Source organism: Leeuwenhoekiella polynyae, from assembly GCF_004104075.1.
Classification (GTDB): domain Bacteria; phylum Bacteroidota; class Bacteroidia; order Flavobacteriales; family Flavobacteriaceae; genus Leeuwenhoekiella; species Leeuwenhoekiella polynyae.
In genome coordinates this window covers 166,872-188,674 of the sequence record NZ_QOVK01000006.1, presented here as the reverse complement: position 1 = coordinate 188,674, position 21,803 = coordinate 166,872, and the positions used below count along the sequence as shown (strand labels likewise).

Below are 21,803 nucleotides of genomic sequence, written 5' to 3'. Positions count from 1 at the left end.
GGTTAATTTAAATGCTTCGGGTAACAGATATAGTTTTTTGTAATTACCTTAGATAAAGCCTTAAGACTCAATTGATCGCTTGCTGAAATAACATCTACAACCTTTCCTTTTTTTGTCAAAATATTGATTGCTTCCTTTTTAAAGGTATAAGCTTGATTGGTTAATGTTCCTGTAAAAACAAAGTATCCTGCTTCTTCTTCAGTCAAGTTATATTGCTGCTGAACACGGTCTTTCTCAGCCTTAATAAACTCATTTTTAAAGGGTTTCTTTTTAATTTTTATCCGAGGAAGTTCTCTATTGATGATAATTTTAGAGAGCCTGCTTAAAACGAAATCTCCTTCGGTACACCAAGCTTTCATTGCTGATATAATGTCATAATCATCTAATGTGGCAAAAATTTCAAGCGCATTCTTATCAAAAACACCTTCAGCATTTTTCTTTTTTAAAAAGAAAGCTAATGGCTTGCTCGCCGGCAACTCAACACCTTTTTGTGTCAACTCTTTTGCACGCATTAAAACACGTACCAAAATTTGTTCGGCAACCAGACTAGTCTTATGTAAATAAACCTGCCAATACATTAAACGTCGCGCTACCAAAAATTTTTCAATGGTATAAATTCCTTTTTCCTCTACCATCAACTCATCGTTCTTGACATTAAGCATGGCAAGAATACGGTCTGTATTAATGTTTCCTTCAGCCATACCAGTATAGAAACTGTCGCGCTTCAGGTAATCTGTACGGTCCATATCTAATTGTCCAGACACCAACTGATGTAAAAATGGGCGATCGTAAGTTCCCTTAAAAATGTTAAGTGCAAGGGTTAAACTTCCGTTAAACTCCTCGTTGAGTGCCTGCATAAATTGAAGCGATATTTGCTCGTGATGCACGTCTTCTACAATACTATTTTCCATAGCATGCGAGAATGGTCCGTGACCTATATCGTGGAGCAAAATCGCAATCATAGCAGCTTGCTTTTCTTCTTCAGAAATCTCAACACCCTTTTGTTCAAGCTTTTCTAGAGCTTTTCGCATAATATGCAAACAACCTATAGCATGATGAAAACGGGTATGGTGTGCCCCGGGATATACCAAGTATGACATTCCCATCTGCGAGATTCTACGCAGGCGCTGAAAGTATTTATGTTCAATGAGATCAAAAATGAGTCCTTTAGGTATGGTAATAAACCCATATATAGGGTCGTTAATTATCGTAAGTTTGTTAGAAGTCTTCAATAGAAAGGCTTTATAATTATTTACGCAAAAGCGCATTTGAATTGGTTTTATAACCAGTTCTATAACAAAGATACTATTATGAGTACGATAAAAATACTGTGGGTTGATGATGAAATTGATTTACTTAAGCCACATATTCTTTTTTTAGAAAAGAAAAATTATGATGTAACCACCTGCCAAAGTGGTACAGAAGCTATAGAATTAGTTGAAGAACAGAATTTTGACGTTGTTTTTCTTGATGAGAACATGCCGGGTCTTACAGGGCTAGAAACATTAAGTGAAATAAAATCTAAAAGAGACACTTTACCGGTAATAATGATTACTAAAAGTGAGGAAGAATATATTATGGAAGAAGCGATAGGTTCTAAAATCGCAGATTACCTTATAAAACCGGTAAATCCCAACCAGATTCTTCTAAGTCTGAAAAAGAATCTAGACACCAGTCGCCTTGTTTCAGAAAAAACAACACTCAGCTATCAGCAGGAGTTTAGAAAAATTGCGATGGATATGGCGCAGGTCAACTCTTACGAGGAATGGTCTGAACTGTATCAAAAGCTTATTTACTGGGAATTAGAGCTAGAAGCCATAGAAGATCAAAGTATGCAAGAAATACTTGAATCTCAAAAAACGGAAGCCAATAATCAATTCTTTAAATTCGTAGAACGTAATTATGAAGATTGGTTTACAAATGAAGACAGGCCAACAATGTCTCATACTTTATTTAAAGACAAAATTGTTCCTCATTTAGGTGAAAGTGAAGAACCTGTCTTATTAATAGTAATTGACAATCTTAGATACGATCAGTGGAAATCTTTTGAACCTATTATTAGCAATTATTATAAGAAGGAAAGTGAAAGTACGTATTACAGTATACTCCCTACCGCTACTCAATATGCCAGAAATGCTATTTTCTCAGGTTTAATGCCTAGCGAAATGGAAAAAAAACATCCCGATTTATGGTTAAATGATACTGATGAAGGCGGAAAGAATTTAAATGAAGACAAATTTCTTGATGCTCAACTGAAACGCCTGGGGTTGGATTTAAAATGGGAATATCACAAGATCACCAACTTAAAGAGTGGAAAGAAATTGGTAGAGAATTTCAATTCGTTGAAGAATAATGATTTAACCGTGTTGGTTTATAATTTTGTAGACATGTTAAGTCATTCTAAAACTGAAATGGAAGTTATTAAAGAACTAGCCAGCAATGATAAATCGTATCGCTCGCTAACTGAAAGTTGGTTTAAGAATTCGCCATTACTAGAAATGATTCAGAAGTCTCAGCAATTAGGCTTTAAAATCATTCTAACAACAGACCACGGAACTATCAATGTGAAGAATCCTTCAAAAGTTATTGGAGATAAAAATACCAGTCTAAACTTGAGGTATAAAACTGGTCGAAGCCTTACTTATGACAAAAAAGATGTTCTAGAAGCAAAAGAACCAAAAGCAATACACTTACCTACAATTAATATGAGTAGCTCATTTATTTTTGCAAAAGGAGATCTTTTTTTCGCGTACCCCAATAATTATAACCATTACGTTAGTTATTTTCGCAACACTTATCAACACGGCGGTGTATCATTAGAAGAGGTTATTATTCCTTTTGTGGTTTTAAATCCCCGTTAGTTCAATTAAGAAATACTATTATGGAGTTGGATTATGACTTATCTGAAGTGAACAAGGTCGCCCGAGAATTAATTGATCAACTTAAGTTTGACACCATTTTAATTTACGGCGATTTGGGTGCAGGTAAAACAACCTTAATAAAAGCACTAGTTAAAGAGTTGGGCTCGAATGATACCGTATCGAGTCCAACTTTTTCGCTTATAAATGAGTATAAAACTGAAACTAATGCTAGTATTTTCCACTTAGATTTATACCGCCTAAAGAACGAAAATGAAGCCTTTGATCTTGGTATTGAGGAAATCTTAGAAAGCGATAGTGTAAAATTAATTGAATGGCCTCAAAAAATTAACACTTTACTTGAAAACGATGTCCATTCAGCGAAAATTAGTTCGATAAATGAAGCAACACGAAAAATTCAATTCATTTAAATTGTTAAATATATGTTAATGGGTAAATATGCCTTTTGAAGAAATTTCTTACATTTTGAACATTCATTAAAAGTTGTACTTAAAAATTATACGAGTAAGTTAATTATTCCTAAATTAGTCTGATAAATATAATCGTTGAAAAGTGTTAAATAAAATATTTAGGATGCAAAAGTAGTGCTATTATAAAATGCGGATTTGTATATGAGGTTTATGATATTTGAATCAACAAATCATTAATACTCAAACACATTTTATTATGAAAATTAAAGCATTACTCCTAGGTCTTTTAATTGCAGGTGCAACAGCAGTTACTTACACAGTTCAAGACAGCAAAGCAGACTATGCATCAAAAAAAATCGAAAAAAGCAGGATCACTATCCCTACTAACGGGTAGTTTAATAGCAGCATTTATTGTTGCTTCTCCATACTTTTTTTATTTATATGAAGGTTTCCCAAAGTCAAAAATTTGGGAAACCTCTTTTTTTGGGCTTACATTAAAATATGAAAGTATAAATTTTGTAGGTGTTGATGTGGTAGCTTGGATAGTTTTTAGTAAAGCTATTCCAATGTTACTTTTTCTTATATGGTTTTTAACATGCAAGCATTGGTGGTATCATGCTATTTTAGTTCCTATATGTATGTATTTCTTTCAAATAGTAAGTACGTTCAATGATGATTTAGCTTTTGCAGATAGTGTTGATATTTATTATATGGCTCCTATTATATTAGTTGCTCTTATTTTTATGTATACTATAAGAATGAAAATTTTTGACCGAATCCATAACATTGATCTTTCAGAGTTGAAACGCGTTTCACTTAAAGGAGAAATTAAAGATGAGGATGAACTAACCTCTCCATATTCCTCTACTGATGAAGATGATGACGAGCCCTTGTTTATGGGTTAGTATCTGATAGTCATTCCTATAAATCATCTTTTCTATTCAATATATTTATACTTACTTTGAAGTCTAGTATTCCATAATTTTTAAAATGATTTCAAACAGTCCGTTTACACGCGAACAACTTATTCCACAGGAAGAAAAACTTGAGATAGAGCAACGTAAAGGTTCTCTTTTTATAGGTATTCCTAAAGAAAATCATTTTCAGGAAAAACGAGTGTGTCTCACTCCAGATGCAGTAGGAGCTTTAGTAGCACATGGTCATCGGGTTTTAATGGAATCTAAAGCTGGTGAAGATGCTCGTTTTACAGATCACGATTATTCGGAAGCTGGAGCAGAAATCACATCAGATCGTTCTAAGGTATTCGGTTGCCCGATGGTTCTTAAAGTAGAACCACCTTCTCTAAAAGAACTTGAATTGGTGAACCCGCAGACAGTAATTATATCTGCTCTTCAACTTAAGACTCAAAAAAAAGAGTATTTCAAAGTTCTCGCCACTAAACGCATAACAGCACTTGCGTTTGAATTTATAAAAGATGCAGATGGCACCTACCCTGCTGTTAGAGCATTGAGTGAGATTGCCGGGACTGCATCCGTGCTTATCGCTTCTGAGATAATGTCTCGGCAAGATGAAGGAAATGGCTTGATGTTCGGCAATATAAGTGGTGTTCCTCCTATTGAAGTTGTTATTATTGGTGCCGGAACTGTAGGTGAATTTGCCACTCGATCGGCACTAGGTCTTGGTGCCAATGTAAAAGTCTTTGATAATTCGTTGACAAAGCTGCGTAATCTTCAGGTGAATGTTGGGCGACCCTTATATACTTCTACCATTCAGCCTAAAAACTTATTAAAATCGTTAAGACGTTGCGATGTCGCTATAGGAGCAGTTAGAGGTAATGATCGCTCACCGGTTATTGTTACCGAAACAATGATCGAATACATGAAACCGGGCTCTATTATTATTGATGTAAGTATCGATATGGGCGGTTGTTTTGAAACCAGCGAAGTTACTTCTCATGATAAACCGACATTTATAAAACATGGTGTTATTCATTATGGTGTCCCTAATATCCCTTCCAGGTATGCCCGAACATCCTCACTTTCAATCAGTAACATTTTCACACCTTACCTTCTGGAAATCGGTGAACATGGAGGACTAGAAAATAGTCTGCGTATGAACAAAGGTTTGAAAAACGGGTTGTACTTTTACCGCGGAATTCTCACTAGCAAATCTGTTGCAGAATGGTTTGATCTTCCATTTAGAGATATTAATCTCTTGTTTTTTTAATTGTTAATTAGTTACATGAAAGTTTTATATAGATTCGGTTTTTATCTGGGTGGCTTTGCAATTGGCCTTATTTTACTGGCTTTTTTCATTAAAGGTAGTGGTGTAGAATTACCCTCTTGCGATTATATGCCAAATGCTCGCGTTTTAAAAACCATTAGAAATAATGGATATTCCATTTCTGAAAATGCCGAGAAACAACTCAGTGCTTTAAAACTAGACACGACTGATCTCAATACGGTTTTTTTAGAAGGTGAAGTAGATTTCAGTACTAGTGATACTCAAAAAAAACCTTGTGGTCTCTACACCATAAATTCTCGAGAGACGATGCCAACCCCAATCATTACAACTTTACAGCTTTGTGATGAAAAATTTGAAGTTTTAACTGTTATAAGAAAACAGTAAAACAGTTTTCAAAAATTATTTCTTGTGCTTTCTTCGTTTATATTCTTCCTTAATTAAGGTAAGTTCTCTATTTGTCTGACCGGCAACAGAAGTATTTTCTTCAGCACGTCTAATTAAGTATGGCATTACATCTTTAACAGGACCAAACGGCAAATATTTAGCTACATTGTAACCTACTTCTGCAAGATTGAAACTGATGTGATCACTCATTCCATAAAGTTGACCAAACCAGACTCTGTCGTCATTTGCTGCAATTTCTTTCTGCGCCATTATTTCTATCGCCAGATAGTTACTTTCTTCATTATGAGTTCCTACAAAGGCCCAAATATCATCAAGATTATCAAAGATATAAACCAGCATCGCATTAAAATGAGCATCTGTCTCGGGTTTATCTTTACAAATTGGAGAAGCATAACCATGCTTATCTGCACGAGCGCGTTCCTTTTCCATATAAGCTCCACGAACAATTTTAACTCCTAAATGATACCCTTTTTCAATACCATCTAGATGTAACTCTTTAAGGTATGCTAAACGATCCCAGCGGTAACATTGTAAGGTTGTAAATACAATAGGTTTTTCTTTATTATAGGTTTGCATCATCTCTAAAACCAAATCATCTACCGCTCCTTGCATCCAACTTTCTTCGGCATCTATGAGTAGTTTTATATCGCAAGATTTGGCTTTTTTGCAAACTTCATGAAACCGTTCTTGAATGCGTTTCCATTCTGCTCGCTCCTTGTCTGATAGTTTTTCATTTTCAGTCACTTTACGCAAAACTTCAAACCTTCCAAAGCCTGTAGGCTTAAAAACAGCAAAAGGAATACCTGCTCTATCTTTAGCAAAATCGATAATACTTACCACCCTCTTTAATGCGGCGTCAAAAAGTTCTTCTGTTTCCTTTCCTTCTACAGAAAAATCTAATACCGAATGTACATTTTTAGAATACATTGCTTCTATTGTATCGGTGCACTCTTTTTCACTTTCGCCTCCACAAAAATGATCAAATACAGTAGCCTTAACCAGTCTCTTTATTGGTAGATTTGCATTTAGAGCAAAATTGGTAACAACCGATCCTATTTTAACTAATGGCTGAAGCGATATCATTTTAAATAAATAATAGGCACGAGTCAGTTCACTATCTGATTTTAAAGAAAAAGCAGTTTTTGTATCATCAAATATTCTTTGTTCTAACATATTGAAAAATTAGGCGTCAAATATAGCTAAATCGCAAAGGGATTATTATAAAAAGATATTAATTTCACAGCCCAAAATAATTTTAACATGCAAGCAATTCAAGCAAAGGATTATAAGGTAGTTTTTGGTAATAATGGCTACGAAAATCTAAATGTCTTATTAAAAGAAAAAAACTACAGTATACTTTTTGTTTTAGTCGATAGCAATACGCACGAAAATTGTTTAGCTTCTTTTCTTCAAAACGTTGAAACTACTCAAACTATAGAAATCATCGAGATTGATCCAGGCGAAGAGTTTAAAAATTTAGAAACTTGTGAAGGAGTCTGGAATGTTTTATCTGAATTAAATGCCGATCGCAAAAGCGCTTTACTAAATCTTGGAGGTGGCGTAGTTACAGATTTAGGCGGTTTTGTAGCTTGTTGCTTTAAAAGAGGTATAGATTTTATCAATATCCCCACTACTCTACTTGCGATGGTTGATGCTTCCGTAGGTGGAAAAACCGGAGTAGACCTTGGTTCTTTAAAAAATCAAATAGGAGTTATTAGTAACCCAGAAATGGTCTTAGTTGATACTAATTTTCTAGGTACACTTCCTATTGAAGAATTGCGCAGTGGTTATGCCGAAATGCTGAAACACGGGCTTATCAATTCTGAAAGCTACTGGAATGCGGTAAAGGATGCTAAATATACTGACCTTGAAAGTCTGGGAGAATTGATAAGACAATCTATTGCTATCAAAAATGAGGTTGTTTTAGAAGATCCGTTTGAGCAGAATATTAGAAAAAGCCTCAATTATGGCCACACACTCGGTCACGCAATTGAGTCTTATTTTATGGAACGTAAAGATAAAACTCGTTTACTTCACGGTGAGGCCATTTCTGTAGGAATGGTTTTAGCTAACTTTCTTTCTACAGCACTTAGATCTTTAGATAAGGATACGTGCAATGAAACTTCTAAAGCTATATTAAGCTTTTATCCGTATGTGAAATTTGAAGAAAAAGATATTGAAGCGATCATTACTTTGCTCAAATACGACAAGAAAAACAGTCACGGCATCATTTATTTTGTACTCCTTGATGCTATAGGCAAACCGGTACTAAATCAGGAAGTTTCAAACGAACTGATTTTTAATGCTTTTGACTATTATAAAAAAATAAGCAATAAATAATTGATTAGTCTTGCAGAACCCAATCGTTTTTTTTTACATTTAACCACACATTGCACCAATTATTAAAAACTATTTATGCGTCGCGTTATTGTTGATTTTAAGAAGCTTACCCCTGAGATTTTAGCACTCTTGGTTGATAAGTATCCCTACGGATATGATGATGATCAAATCATATCTTTTAAAAATGCAAAAAATGAACTCATCGAGTGTGTTGAAGTTCGTACTGCAGATACCATCTATCTGGTTAAAGTGAGTAAAAAACTTGAAACCTCTATGGAGAATTATGATGTAGACGATTACGATGATGAAGATCTAACAGAACCAATTAGCGAAATTCCTGAGAAAATTGCTGATGAAGATGAAGATCTTCCTGAAGAATCTGATGATGAAGAAGACGAAGATTAATTCCTTTTCAAACATCTTTACAAATAAAAAATGCTCTCAATAATTTGAGAGCATTTTTTATTTGATTTATTTGAAATAAACGTTAAGCTTCTACTTCCTCTTCTATAGATGCTAAATAACGTTCTGCATCTAAAGCAGCCATACAGCCAGATCCGGCAGCGGTAATTGCTTGTCTATACTCTTTATCCTGCACATCTCCACTGGCAAAAACTCCAGGCTTAGCAGTTTTAGTAGATTTAGCTTCGGTAATAATATAGCCGGTATCGTCCATCTCTAACTGGCCTTTAAAAATATCCGTATTGGGCTTGTGTCCAATAGCGATAAATAAACCGGTTATTTCAATTTCAGAAGTTTCTTTAGTCTCACTATTAATCATTCTAAGCCCTTCAACAACTTGCTCACCTAATACTTCGTCAACTTCAGTATTATACAAAACAGTAATATTCTTACGAGAATTTACGCGGTGTTGCATTGCTTTAGAAGCACGCATCTCATCTTTACGTACTAACATGGTAACATGCTCGCATATATTGGCCAGGTAGGTAGCTTCTTCTGCAGCGGTATCACCCCCACCCACAATGGCCACATTTTGCTTTTTATAGAAAAATCCGTCACAAACGGCACAAGCTGATACACCACCACCACGCAGCTTTTGCTCACTAGGTAAACCCAAATAACGAGCTGTTGCACCAGTTGAGATAATTACGGTTTCTGCTTCTATTTCAGTTGTATTGTCTACAACTGCTTTGTGAATACCTCCTATTTCAGGAGAAAATTCGACCTTAGTAATCATCCCTATACGCACTTCGGTACCAAAACGTTCTGCTTGTTTTTGCAGTTGCACCATCATAGTAGGTCCATCTATTCCTTCTGGATAACCGGGAAAGTTATCAACCTCTGTGGTTGTAGTTAACTGTCCGCCAGGCTCCATTCCGGTATACATCACAGGCTTTAAATCTGCACGCGAAGCATAAATTGCAGCGGTATAACCCGCAGGACCAGATCCTATAATTAGACATTTAATTCGTTCTACTGACATATAAATTATTTTAGTCCACAATGTGGAATTTTAAATAAAAGACCTCTATAAAAAATAAGAAGCCGCAAAAAGGCATTAAATATTCTTACAAAAATACTTCTTTAAAGACACTTTATAAAAAGTTACAAAGCACAATTATAAGTCGTTATTAACATTGTAAATTTACAGACATAGACGTGTAAAAAAATTGCATTGAAGTTTGTTTTGATTATTTTTAAATCAAATAAATTGATATGAAAAACGGTACACTTGTATTCCTTGCATTACTTACTACATTTTTAGCCTGCGGTCAAAACCCTAAAGAGGTTAAAGCAAATGATATTCCTATAACAGTTTCTGAAGCATATAGTCATGAAGTTATTGTGCCAGACCTTATAAATCCCTGGGGAATGGCTTTTTTACCTGACGGAAGTTTGCTCGTTACTGAAAAATCTGGCGAGCTTATTCACTTCAAAGAAGGTGTTAAAACTGAAATTTCGGGAGTTCCTGAAGTTTATAATCGTGGCCAGGGAGGTTTATTGGATATACGCTTAAGTCCAGATTATGCGAAGGACAACTGGATTTATATCACCTACTCTTCTACCGAAGGTGACGAAAAAGGGGGAAATACCGCACTGATGCGAGCCAAACTTTCCGGGAACAGCTTAACAGATCAAGAAGTTCTTTACAAAGCTTCACCAAATACTACTAAAGGGCAACACTGGGGAAGCCGAATTGTTTTTGATAATTCTGGTCATGTTTATTTTACCGTAGGAGAACGCGGCGAACGAGATGTTAACCCACAAGATATAACACGTGATAATGGTAAGGTGTATCGCCTTAATCTGGATGGAAGCATTCCTTCAGATAATCCGTTTGTAGGACAAGCAAATGCCAAAGAGGCCATCTGGTCCTATGGGCATCGCAATCCGCAGGGAATGATTATTAATCCTGAAACTCAAGAAATATGGGTTCATGAGCACGGTCCGCGTGGTGGTGATGAAATTAATGTAATAAAAAAAGGAGCTAATTACGGTTGGCCTGTGATTACTTACGGTATTAATTATAGCGGCACGGATATAACAGACGAAACTAAAAAAGAAGGTATGGAACAGCCTCTTTACTATTGGGTTCCCTCTATTGCTCCAAGCGGAATGACTCTGGTAACCGGAAATAAATATCCTGAGTTGAGTGGAAATATATTAGTAGGTTCTCTGAAATTTGTTTATCTCGAAGCACTTTATTTAGCAAATGATAAGGTTGTTAAAAGAGAGAAACTACTAGACGGTATTGGCCGTGTGCGTAATGTTGTTCAAGGTCCTGATGGCTTGATATATATAGGTGTCGAAGGAGTAGGAATTGTGAAACTTATCAAAAATTGAAGACTTTAATTCTTATCGCGTCGAGTATTTTATGGTTGTTTGTTTGTAATCAAAACAAACCTGAAAAGACATTCAGTGCAAACTATATATCCATACAACAAGACACTTTACTTACAGCAAGCATAAAACGTGGTAAAGTGGTTTATGAAGACTTTTGTATGCAGTGCCATATGGCAACAGGAGAAGGTATACCCGGCACGTTTCCTCCTCTAGCACAAGCTGACTTTTTATTAGAAAACAGAGTCAAAGCCATAAAAGCTGTAAAATATGGGCTAAAAGGAGAAGTAAAAGTAAACGGAGCCATCTACACGAGTATTATGGCTCCGTTGGGCTTATATGATGAAGAAGTGGCAGATGTTATGAATTATATTCTAAATTCCTGGAACAACACATCATCAAAAATGGTAACTGAAAAGGAAGTAGCGCAAATTGAAAAATAACTATTCAATACGCTTATAATTTTCGGAAAATATTCGATTACCTTCTTCATCTACAGTGATTTGACTGTATTCATTTTCTGAAATTTGAAGTTCAAATGTAAATATTCTTAGCGTATCTATTACATTCATCATGCTTTCAGAACCATATTCAAGCGTTTCTATAAGTTGATTTTCTGATGCTACATAGCTACCGTAACCAAACCATTCAATAGAGTCTTTGGGCACATAGCGTGTCCACATAACATGATCTTTTGTGTACATTTTAATTTGGCGATAACCATCTGTAGTGGGTACGGTATCTGTTATTTCATTTCCATCATAATGATAAAAACCTTGGAGTTCCCAGGTGCCTATGATTAACTCGTCGTTATCCTGTTTTGGGAATATTTGATTAGTACTCGATGAAATAGAGATCAAAAAAAGCAAAGTAATAAGTGAAAGTTTCATAATACATAAGATTGAGGAATTCAACATTTATCTCTTATTAAGTTACAAAAAATTAATAATCAACAAACTATATCGTTGTAATTTTTAAAAAATTACGTTAAATGGAGAATTTATTAATTATTTCCAATCACTATTTTGATTTTATAGTTCTCTTTAAAAAAATTATAGATTCTAGTCTAAAGTCTTTACTATCTAACCCAAATATTTATATTTGCACCCTGAAATTTCGGGATGTAGCTTAGTCCGGTTAAAGTGCGCGTCTGGGGGGCGCGAGAGCGGAGGTTCGAATCCTCTCATCCCGACGAACCAAATCACGGTTTACATTAAAAAGCCTGTTAATCAATGAATTAACAGGCTTTTCATTTTTTATGATACCATCTGATATCATCTAAAATCAAGGTAAATGTGTACAATTCGGTGTGCAATAAGGTGTGCAAATTATCGTAGATTTATATAGCATTTAGGCCATCTGGATGTAGTCTTTAACTAAAAATCGTTTAACTAAAAGACTTACAAAATGCCTGTAAACAGCACATTAGGCGTGAACTTCTTTACACGCCCCAAAAGAAACAACCCCAATAAACTGGATATCTATCTTAGAATTACAGTCAATAAAAAGCGCTCTGAAATGAGTATAAAGCGAGATATTGATGTAAAAGACTGGGATATACTCCGGGTAAAAGCCAAAGAAACTTCAGATCAACTTATCACGCTTAACTCCTATATGGATGATGTGAAGGCTGAAATTTTAAACGCACATAAAGAGCTGCATGCAGAACGAAAAGTAATTACGGCGAAAGCGATCAAATTACGCTATATGGGCGAAGATGAAGAGCGTATGACGCTCTTAGAACTTGTTAAGTATCATAATGATAATATGGGATTGTCGCTAAAGCCCGGTACAATGAAAAATTACTATTCTACCGAAAAGTATATCAAGGCTTATCTCTTAGATCATTATAAATCAGATGACTTCTTCTTGGTTGATTTAAACTACCGGTTTATAACAGAGTTTGAACACTATATACGTACTTATAAGCCTAAGAAGGAAAGAAAGACATGCTCCATAAACGGTACGAGGAAGCATTTAGAACGGCTTCGAAAAATGGTTAATCTGGCAGTAAGAATGGAATGGTTGCCTAAAGATCCCTTTGTCAATTATAAATTGAAATTGGAACGAAAGGAACGCTGCTACTTAACCCAGCGTGAATTACATCGTATTGAAGAAACGCAGTTTACGAGTAAAGGTTATGAACGCGTAAGAGATTGCTTTCTGTTTGCTTGTTACACGGGACTTGCCTATGTGGATTTAAAAGCATTACGAAAAGACCAGTTGATTCCGGCGTCTAATGGACGCTTGTGGATTTATACCAAACGAGAAAAGACTAACGAGCCTGTTAAGGTTCCCCTCCTGCCCCAGGCTCTGGCACTGGTCAAGAAATATACAAAGGATGAGGAGTTGGAGGTCTCCGGCAAATTAATGCCCTTATATAGTAATCAGAAAGTGAACAAATACCTTAAGGAAATAACTGAGGTCTGTCAAATACATAAACATGTAACCTTCCACGTAGCCCGTCATACCTTCGCAACTACGGTTACGCTATCTAACGGAGTACCCATTGAGACCGTATCAAAGCTTTTAGGCCACACACAGCTACAAACAACTCAAATCTATGCAAGAGTACTGCAAAAGAAAGTTGGAGACGATATGGATGCCTTAATGCGTAAAATGGAAGCTAGGAATACTAAAGAGTCATTTTGATCTTCGATTATGATTTGATTCACACTAACAATTGAGGGCAGGGAATTTGCAAACCAACTCACCCCCTATATTTCCTGTATCTTGCAGCTGAATTATTCGATCTATTTACCAAATAATTCACTATACTTAAATGAACATTCAAATTGATCTGATTTGATGGTCTTTAATATCTTTTAAGTATAAAAAATGCCCTTAACGAGACTAGGGTTCAAGTCGATCGCTTATTAAAAAACTTTAGTCCTCAAAGTTGATTTCATAACGTGTACTCCGTCCCTCCCCTATAGGTATAAATAGTTTTTTTGCTGCTAAATCCTGAAGGTCGCGCGTTGCTGTAGCTTTTGATGTTTTGGTAAGGGCGATATACTTTTTTGCCGTCATCCCCCCTTTAAACCCTTCCGGTTCTTCATCAAGCATTCGATTGACGACCTTTAATTGGCGCTCATTGAGCGAATTTCTATAGCGATCAAAAAAACGGGCTTTTCTTAACGTAAAAGAAACAAGCTCTTCCGCCTGAGATTGCGCTTCTAAAACTGTATTGACAAAATAGATAATCCAATCGGTTATTTCATTGGACTGCTGGGCCTTTTTTAATGCCTTATAATAAGCTTGTTTATCGTGCTCTATTGCTTTTGAAAGACTCAGCAGAATAGGGCGGTTTAAGTCTTGAGATAGCGCCTTTTCAGAAAGCGCTCTTCCTATCCTTCCATTACCATCTTCAAAAGGGTGAATACTCTCAAAATACAGATGTGCAATCGCTGAACGGATAAGTGGTTTTTTAATAGGATTGGCTCCTTCTGGATGAGATTCATTAAACCACGTTATAAAGGCTTGCATTTCATTCGGAAGCAACTGGGAAGGCGGAGCTTCAAAATGGATCTTCTCCCTGCCCCAGCTACCGGATACGATCTGCATCGGTTCGGAGTGCTTACGCCATTGCCCGGTATTTATGCGTTTAGCACTCGATAATAGTGTTCTGTGCCATTCGAACAATTTCAGATCTGTCAAAGGTTCTGCAAAATTTTGCCTAACGCGCACCATTAAATCTCCTACACCCCGTGCCATTGGGTCTTTGACCGCTTTGGGCGTACCATAACCCATATTGTTTCGTATAGAAGACATCACATCTTCCCGGCTCAGGTATTCTCCCTCGATTTCTGACGTTTTAACAGCCTCAGCAACCATTAGCGATAAGATAGCTTCCATTTGCATGGTATCTGAGAGTCCTTCTAATATACCATTAACACGCCCGGCCCTTTGGCTGAACTCAAAGAGCTTCTCTTCAATTTCAGTTGTAGTATACTTAAAATTAGGCCAGTCTTTCTGTTGCCAGTTATACATGATGAGCCGATTAAAGTAGTTAATTGGCTCAAATATAATCAAAAAATGAGCCGATTAGGAATGATAATCGGCTCAAATTTTCACTTCCATTTATCTTGAAAAAAGTCGCTTCTTAATTTTTGTCTACAATTCCTGTTAATAGGTTTTAATAGAGCCTGATAAATCTTTTATAGGAAGAGTCATCAATAAGCTTGTGAAAGAAAAACAATCAGTGAAATACAGGAACTTAAATCACATACATCAACCATTTACTTATTTCATCTTGAGCAAATCCTTTTTTGCTCAACTAAAATAGATTTGTAGATCAAAATGTATACGGGTTCTGGTTGTTTCATTTACTTCCTCCAGAGCCGTCGCAATACCTTTTTTGATAGTTGTTACCTTCGGGATTTTAAATTAGAAGAGGGCTATAAATAGGAAGGCGTAGCCGACCGGTTTATGCGCCCGACTAATTTAGAATCCTGTACTTTTGCTATCAAAAAAGGTATGCTGTTGGGAGTGTATTAAAAAGAAAATAAATCACGAAAGTAAAAGATTGTCCATTCCAAGTTAGGATGCTCAGCGAACTCAAGTCAAAAATGGCTGACAAGATTTCAATACTATCAAATTGACATTTTTGGCCTGTGTTCAAGACCTTTTGGACGAACCTCTTTCCCCGAAACCCAGTGTAGGGGAATGTGGTGAGGACTACCTAAATTACCCTTCATTACCGCTATCTAAATAGGATTTGTCGCAAAAACCTGCCTGTTTACAGGGCTTAAAAGCGCATTTGTCGCAAATTGTTCAAAATCAAGCGGAAAAACAAACCGTAAGTAATTGAAATAAAATGAGTTATAAATCTGTAACATCGCGCAGCGTGTTACCCTCTTGCTACTCATTTTATATTCGCTACGCTACTAAAAATGGTACTTTTTAGTGATAATTTAATATTAATTTAAATGATTGTCCTCCTCCCATATTTAGGCACTGGTCATAACTAGAGAATTTGGGCTATTGAACTTCATTAATGAGTTTTAACTGAAATTATGGTAGAGTTAATTAAAGTTTTATATTCAGGATATCATATCCTAAGGAATCAAAGCCATAATTCTCTAAATCAGGGTCAATATCTATTTCTTCCAAAATCAACCTTGTTGTTCTCTTATCTTGATATGAGTCAATTGCCTTAGGGATTTCTAAGCCTGTTAATTCTTCGATCAAAGAGATATTGACCTGATAAGTATCAGCATCTTTAAATTGCAAAAACAGCTCCTCGCCTAATTCTAACTCCTCTATAATATGGTTTTCTTGGAGCAGTTTATTCTGACTCATCATAAATCCAACTCTGTAAATTTTTCCATCTTCTTTCTGAAAAACAACTACTTTCCAGAATAAAGATGGGATTTGTATTTGATTACCACCTATAGGTGTTATAAAATATGGATTTAAGCTTGATAAAACAGGACCTGTAAAAACACAAATACGTAGTTCATTTTGCTTAGTTTCGGTATGAAGTATGTAATCTTCTAAACTTCTCCATATAAATCTATTTAGATCTTTATGTTGAGGAACGGCATTAGTATAATAAAAAGTGGAGTTAGCTGCATTTAAAGCTATTGCGAGTGATTCTCCCCATTGAACGTCCTCTCGCTTAGTCATATGCCCTTTGTCAAATTCACTATTTGGGGCACTATATAGCTCTTTACCAAATTGAAACTCTTTGGGTAGTCTATTGTCCTTACGCCAATTATCTTTTCTTGGAACTTTTTTAAATTGAATTCCATCAATATTTGTAGCGGTATAGAATGGAAATTTGTTTCAATACAATATGTTTTGGAATCACATCATTCAATGAAAACAGTGTGCCTCTCATCAACATCTTTTCCGATGACCTGAAGAAAATAAACTCCTTTAGGTAAGGTGGAAACGTCCATTTTCATTTCCTGTGCTGGACCCTTGAATACGGTTTCGATTACAGGTCTTCCCAAAAAATCCAACAACGTCAAGCCAATATCTTTAGGCCTAGATAAAATCTCTGCATTGAACGAGGTATAATAGTTGGGTATTCGATTTCCTTGATCCAATGTTATGTTCAATTCTGAGGAAGCAGGATTTGGATATACGGTCATTCGGTGCCCTCCGCCAGTGCAGTCTTCATAGAAATAGGTATAATCAGAACCACAGTTCGAGGTAACGGCCATTTGGGATGACCCACCCTCACAACGATATCTATGGCTAAAATTTCGTGAGGATGTAGTAGCGATCAATTGTGAATTGATGTACCATTTAAATGGACTCGACCCACCGGAGACATAGCCACTTACATAGATGGCAGAACCTTCTCCCTCAACGCTTGTGACGGAGAGGTCGAGGTTTTGTGAATTGAGGCTCACATTTTGGGTTATGACCATTCCGTTCCCGCATGCTCCGGGATTGGATATTGTCGCCCTTATCCAACCTGTAGATCCTGTACCTGTTCTGGAAAATGTACAAGGGTTCGATCCTTGGGATGAGTTCCTTGTAATGTTGCCACTGGTACTCCAATTTATGGTGGCCCCGGTTGGTAAGCCAGTGACGGAATACGATCCAGAGGAGCATAGGTATTCCAGCCCACTCAATTGAAAAGTATTGACAAAGTTTTGAAAAATGGAATTAGATATCAGGGCCTGTCTCATGCGAACCCCTTGCCCATTGGTAAAATCATCCCTACAAAAGGACATGGAATAGGACATGATATTGTCCGGCAAAGGGTTGTATCCACCCCCTCCGGTATAAACACATGCCGCGCTCACATTTACATTACCAAGTCGCGGATCTGCCGGCGTGTCACAAACCAAATCTCCTGCCGAGCCACAATTGTTGCCATTGATATTCTCAGTACCAAATGCTGTTTCATGGGTATGGTAGAGATCGAGACAGTGACCTACTTCATGGGAAGAAGTCGATGTAAGTGTCCTGTCATTTCTTATCACTAAATGATTGGAGGGTATATCCAAGGCCGTACCGGCTATAAAACCTGTTGGTGTGCTCCACAATGTTTCGACAATATAATAATTCAAGGCATTCTGGTTATTGTTTATAGCAACCAAATTTTCGGCTTCTCCATCATTGTCTATATTGACAAAGTTGCTATTGTTAATGAAGTTCGTACCGAGGTTGTTGAAGAAAATGTTATGGTCATTATATCTAGCATTCAAATCATTTATAATGGCGGTTCTATTTATGGCTGCAAAAGCATTCGTACCGTTCGTTTCCCTGACGATATGGAATTGTACATCTATACAGTAATTGCTTACACTTGCCTTGGAAGACTCATTGGTAGGATAGGTATGCTTTACCGATGGTGCACTGGTCCCACACTCCTGCGAATGGATGGTTCCAAAGCAAAAGATCAAAGCAAGTTGAAATAAGTATCTTTTCTTCATGGATTGGTTTGGTTTATAGGATTATTTCTTTTTGTAGATATCATAACAACCTTCATCGCAAGTGCTCGGCAATTCCACCAGGATCAGATTCATTTCTTCAAAACTGAAAACATATTGTATAGGCTCATCCTTACACGGCATATCAATTGTGATCGTGTCGTTATCCATGGAAAATGTACCTTGGCAGTCAGGTAAGAAACTATCGATAAAATTATTTTCTTCCGTAAACGTCAGTGTTTTGCCATTATCAACAGGATCAATGCCATCTCCGTCGAAGCGTTGATATAGATGCCATTGGCCCGTGATATCATTTTCTTGACCTTTCCCATCGTCATCGTTGTCGCAGGATTGAATGGCCATGGCCATGGTTAATCCCAAAAAAAAGTTAAGTCCCAGAATTTTCATTGCTTTATTGTTTTTTATGATTTGAAATTATTACATTCCTTATTATCACGTGTTAAGCACATATTACCATAAGATTAATCATACAGTTTAAGAGTGCTCATAAAATACAGATGTGCTTTTTTTTTTCGCAGATTGCTCATATAGGCTGCAAAAAACGGGCATTGTATACCACTTCTCCGGAATAGAAAGAACATACCAAAACAACTAATAAGGCATTGACTTACAATTTACTACAACAAAATTTCGAGTGGCTCATAATTGCTGTTTTTAGTGGTTCCCATAATCCGTCCCTACCATTATATGGATAATTTAAACGATGACACATTAACTGAATATTCAAATGAAAAAGATGTAATGAATTTGCTAAGAAAGGAGAGTGTTTTCTACGAGAACTTTATGAAAATTTCAATAATTAAAATTCACATATATAGAAGAATTTCATAACTTTATATTAATCTTAGTTACGCTCATTTAGTCTAATTTTACTAGAAATCGGCAATAAGGTGTATCACTGAAATTAATAGGCTTTAAACCACGGTATATAGGAGAAGTTTCATTCGAATATAGTTCTCTCATCCCGACGATCCAAATCACGGTTTATATCAAAAATCCTGTTAATCAATCGATTATCAGGATTTTCATTTTAACGCGAACCCCTGGTTGTAAGTGAACCTACAAACCAATTGTTATCAGATCTTTTTTTTTGCGATAAACACGAACGCATCTATTTGAGCATACAAGTGCTTAAAGGTATTCACCTGAGCCAGAATCTTTCTTAGGCATTTAACCAAATCCTCTTTCCAAACATAAGATTCAGGGTTATCGGATAAAACCATTTAAACCAAATAATTGGTATCAATTCTATAATCTCAGCAATTACAGATCTGGGAATATATTAAAGTACTCTAACCCATCGCCTGCCTTATTTAAATCAAACCATATCGTATTTACAGACTACAAATGCTGCCTTCAATTCCTAAAAAAATCTTAATTTTTCATTACTTTTGAATTTACTCTAATTTAATTAAAGATCAATCTGAACAGAAAAGGTTTAAATACTATTGATGAGTCATACTTCCAGAATATCTTTCATAAACTATACCCGCGTCTTTTAACCTACGCTAAAGAAATTGTTTCTGATACTCAAACTGCCGAGGACATCGTTGAGAATACCATGTTCCAACTTTGGCGGGACAGGGAAAAATTTCAAAATGTAATAAACATTAAGTCGTATCTCTATGCGATGGTTCGTAATGATGCCTACCGCATTGTAAATAAAGAGAAAGAGAAAATAGCACTCCATGAAGAACTTACTCCGGATTCGGATGAAGATTTTGACGACAAAATTTTAGAAGAAGAAGTTTACGCTATTTTAATTGAACAATTAAATCAGTTGCCAGAAGGCTGCAAAGAGATTTTTGAATTATCGGTAATAGAAGGTTTAAAATATAAGGAAATCGCATCCAGACTTAACATATCTGTCAATACTGTAAAATCTCAACGAACACGAGCTATCAAATTACTAAAGGAAAAGCTCAAAAACCATCCTTTTATTTTGTTTTTACTCTTAATTGGTTCGAATTAATCAAAAAAAAAGTTAAAAACCTTCCACCCATTTTCGGCTTTTAGACTCTTATAACTGTAAAGAAGATGTTAAGCTATCTTAAAGTTAAAGAGTTTAAATGAAAATTGAAGGTTATAAAAAAGTGTTTGAGTTGGCTAAACTTATAGCCAAAAGCCGCTTAAACATCATTTCTCAAGAGGAACAAAAAGGCTTAGATAGGTTATTGGCTGAAAGTTCAAAAGCCAATAAAAAGCTTCAGCCTTTTAATAGTGTCAAATTTAGAGCAAGGCAAGATTTGTCGTCCTCAATAGATACCAATACCCCTTATCAAAGGGTTTTAAAACGAATTAAAGCCTACGAAAATCCCAAAACTTCGTTTTTCAACAGGTATTATAAGTACGCCGCTATTTTAATCCTGGCCATTGGGATAGGCTCCGGCATTTTTGTTGTGACCAGAACCGAGAATGAGCTTCCTCTTAATCCAGTTACAGATCTTGCACCCGGCTCAAAAAAAGCTATTCTTATTTTAAGTAATGGAGATCGAGTTACTCTTGAAAACACACAAAATGCGATAATCGAAAAGGACAGTTCTATAGTTAACTTAAACAATACCCTGATTTACTCAGCAGGTAAAAACAATTCTGCTGAGTCGTATAATACTCTGTTCGTTCCCAGAGGTGGCGTGTATAACTTGAGTCTTGCAGATGGCACACGTGTTTGGTTGAATTCTGAGTCTTACTTGTATTATCCGGTTTCATTTATAGGAAATACCCGAAAAGTCGTGTTAAAGGGAGAGGCCTACTTTGAAGTAGCCAAAAACCGGGAGAAACCCTTTATAGTTAGCACAGCGTTTACAGACATCAATGTACTGGGTACACAGTTTAACGTAAGTGCTTATGCTGAAGATCCTTTTAATGCCGTCACGCTAACTGAAGGAAAAGTTCAACTTTCAAATATAGAAGACTATGCAAGTGATCCCCCGATTGTTCTTAAACCCGGAGAACAAGCTACCTTGTATAAAGACACCAATAAGCTTGAAGTAACCGATGTAAATACTACAATCGCTTCGGCCTGGAAGGACGGCAAATTCTATTTTGAAAAAGTCCCGCTGGATCAAATTCTTATGCGAATGGCACGCTGGTATGATTTTCAATTCACATTTAAGGATCGTGATCTCCATAAAGTACGCTTTACCGGAGTGATCGATAAAAATAAAACCCTTGTAGAGTTGCTTGAAATCATCAAGCTAACATCAACTATTAATTACAGTTTAACCCAAAAAAGTAACGATCATTATGAACTAAATATTACCAAAAAATAGAAACCGGAAAATGCGCCAACATTTCCCGGTAATTAAGTCTAGTCATCAAATCCATTTTTTAATAAACTAAACATTTAA

At 36.0% G+C, this 21,803-nt stretch carries 19 protein-coding genes, 1 tRNA gene and 1 pseudogene; 13 read left to right on the top strand and 8 right to left on the bottom strand.

Features of this window, described 5'->3' with window-relative positions:
• Positions 1-2: 2 nt before the first annotated feature.
• A complete protein-coding gene (locus tag DSM02_RS09405; RefSeq protein ID WP_240674021.1) occupies positions 3-1,268 on the bottom strand; it encodes an HD domain-containing protein in 1,266 nt (421 codons plus the stop codon).
• A 42-nt stretch (positions 1,269-1,310) separates the two neighbouring features.
• Between DSM02_RS09405 and porX the strand changes: the two genes are divergently transcribed.
• The 5 genes from porX (at position 1,311) to DSM02_RS09380 (ending at position 5,878) form a co-directional block, all read left to right on the top strand.
• The gene (gene porX, locus DSM02_RS09400) at positions 1,311-2,861 is read left to right on the top strand and encodes a T9SS response regulator signal transducer PorX (RefSeq protein WP_128765382.1); all 1,551 of its coding nucleotides are present in this window, start codon (positions 1,311-1,313) and stop codon (positions 2,859-2,861) included.
• Between the two features lie 20 nt (positions 2,862-2,881).
• Positions 2,882-3,289 carry a tRNA (adenosine(37)-N6)-threonylcarbamoyltransferase complex ATPase subunit type 1 TsaE gene (gene tsaE, locus DSM02_RS09395; protein WP_128765381.1) on the top strand — a complete coding sequence of 136 codons (408 nt, stop codon included), beginning with the start codon at positions 2,882-2,884 and terminating at the stop codon, positions 3,287-3,289.
• Between the two features lie 341 nt (positions 3,290-3,630).
• Positions 3,631-4,194, top strand: coding sequence for a hypothetical protein (locus tag DSM02_RS20360; RefSeq protein WP_164918278.1), 564 nt, complete (start codon positions 3,631-3,633; stop codon positions 4,192-4,194).
• An 85-nt stretch (positions 4,195-4,279) separates the two neighbouring features.
• Positions 4,280-5,476, top strand: a complete 1,197-nt coding sequence (locus tag DSM02_RS09385) for an alanine dehydrogenase (protein ID WP_128765379.1) — start codon at positions 4,280-4,282, stop codon at positions 5,474-5,476.
• Between the two features lie 15 nt (positions 5,477-5,491).
• Positions 5,492-5,878 (top strand): DUF4258 domain-containing protein, encoded by a 387-nt coding sequence (locus tag DSM02_RS09380; protein ID WP_128765378.1) that lies wholly within the window; start codon positions 5,492-5,494, stop codon positions 5,876-5,878.
• A 15-nt stretch (positions 5,879-5,893) separates the two neighbouring features.
• Here DSM02_RS09380 and DSM02_RS09375 read toward each other — a convergent pair whose 3' ends face one another.
• Complete coding sequence (locus DSM02_RS09375; RefSeq protein WP_128765377.1) at positions 5,894-7,072, bottom strand: proline dehydrogenase family protein; 1,179 nt, start codon at positions 7,070-7,072, stop codon at positions 5,894-5,896.
• An 87-nt stretch (positions 7,073-7,159) separates the two neighbouring features.
• Here DSM02_RS09375 and aroB point away from each other — a divergent pair, with 87 nt between their 5' ends.
• A complete protein-coding gene (aroB, locus tag DSM02_RS09370; protein ID WP_128765376.1) occupies positions 7,160-8,239 on the top strand; it encodes a 3-dehydroquinate synthase in 1,080 nt (359 codons plus the stop codon).
• Positions 8,240-8,314: 75 nt separating this feature from the next.
• On the top strand, positions 8,315-8,644 hold the full coding sequence (locus DSM02_RS09365; RefSeq protein WP_128765375.1) for a hypothetical protein: 330 nt from the start codon (positions 8,315-8,317) through the stop codon (positions 8,642-8,644).
• 82 nt (positions 8,645-8,726) lie between these two features.
• Here DSM02_RS09365 and trxB read toward each other — a convergent pair whose 3' ends face one another.
• Positions 8,727-9,683: a thioredoxin-disulfide reductase gene (gene trxB / locus DSM02_RS09360; RefSeq protein ID WP_382403028.1), complete on the bottom strand. Its 957-nt coding sequence runs from the start codon at positions 9,681-9,683 to the stop codon at positions 8,727-8,729.
• Positions 9,684-9,916: 233 nt separating this feature from the next.
• Here trxB and DSM02_RS09355 point away from each other — a divergent pair, with 233 nt between their 5' ends.
• Complete coding sequence (locus tag DSM02_RS09355; RefSeq protein ID WP_128765374.1) at positions 9,917-11,044, top strand: PQQ-dependent sugar dehydrogenase; 1,128 nt, start codon at positions 9,917-9,919, stop codon at positions 11,042-11,044.
• Positions 11,041-11,484, top strand: a complete 444-nt coding sequence (locus DSM02_RS09350) for a c-type cytochrome (RefSeq protein WP_128765373.1) — start codon at positions 11,041-11,043, stop codon at positions 11,482-11,484. The genes DSM02_RS09355 and DSM02_RS09350 overlap by 4 nt, the downstream gene beginning before the upstream one ends.
• On the opposite strand, the gene DSM02_RS09345 is transcribed toward DSM02_RS09350, so the two are convergent.
• Complete coding sequence (locus DSM02_RS09345) at positions 11,485-11,931, bottom strand: hypothetical protein (RefSeq protein WP_128765372.1); 447 nt, start codon at positions 11,929-11,931, stop codon at positions 11,485-11,487.
• 227 nt (positions 11,932-12,158) lie between these two features.
• On the opposite strand from DSM02_RS09345, the gene DSM02_RS09340 reads away from it, so the two are divergent.
• Positions 12,159-12,233: transfer RNA gene (locus DSM02_RS09340), tRNA-Pro, on the top strand.
• A gap of 215 nt (positions 12,234-12,448) precedes the next feature.
• A complete protein-coding gene (locus DSM02_RS09335) occupies positions 12,449-13,693 on the top strand; it encodes a site-specific integrase (RefSeq protein WP_128765371.1) in 1,245 nt (414 codons plus the stop codon).
• A gap of 234 nt (positions 13,694-13,927) precedes the next feature.
• Here the strand turns inward: DSM02_RS09335 and DSM02_RS09330 are convergent, their stop codons facing one another.
• The 4 genes and pseudogenes from DSM02_RS09330 to DSM02_RS09315 all read right to left on the bottom strand — a co-directional run bounded on the left by DSM02_RS09330 (position 13,928) and on the right by DSM02_RS09315 (position 18,840).
• Positions 13,928-15,031: a Fic family protein gene (locus DSM02_RS09330; protein ID WP_240674020.1), complete on the bottom strand. Its 1,104-nt coding sequence runs from the start codon at positions 15,029-15,031 to the stop codon at positions 13,928-13,930.
• Positions 15,032-16,069: 1,038 nt separating this feature from the next.
• Positions 16,070-16,813 (bottom strand): annotated as a pseudogene (locus DSM02_RS09325) (DNA/RNA non-specific endonuclease); the annotation flags it as partial.
• A 41-nt stretch (positions 16,814-16,854) separates the two neighbouring features.
• On the bottom strand, positions 16,855-18,435 hold the full coding sequence (locus DSM02_RS09320; protein ID WP_128765369.1) for a T9SS type A sorting domain-containing protein: 1,581 nt from the start codon (positions 18,433-18,435) through the stop codon (positions 16,855-16,857).
• 21 nt (positions 18,436-18,456) lie between these two features.
• On the bottom strand, positions 18,457-18,840 hold the full coding sequence (locus DSM02_RS09315; RefSeq protein ID WP_128765368.1) for a hypothetical protein: 384 nt from the start codon (positions 18,838-18,840) through the stop codon (positions 18,457-18,459).
• Between the two features lie 1,030 nt (positions 18,841-19,870).
• Between DSM02_RS09315 and DSM02_RS09310 the strand changes: the two genes are divergently transcribed.
• Both DSM02_RS09310 and DSM02_RS09305 read left to right on the top strand, forming a co-directional pair.
• Positions 19,871-20,425 carry an RNA polymerase sigma factor gene (locus DSM02_RS09310; protein ID WP_128765367.1) on the top strand — a complete coding sequence of 185 codons (555 nt, stop codon included), beginning with the start codon at positions 19,871-19,873 and terminating at the stop codon, positions 20,423-20,425.
• Between the two features lie 97 nt (positions 20,426-20,522).
• Positions 20,523-21,725: a FecR family protein gene (locus tag DSM02_RS09305; protein ID WP_128765366.1), complete on the top strand. Its 1,203-nt coding sequence runs from the start codon at positions 20,523-20,525 to the stop codon at positions 21,723-21,725.
• Positions 21,726-21,803: the final 78 nt, after the last annotated feature.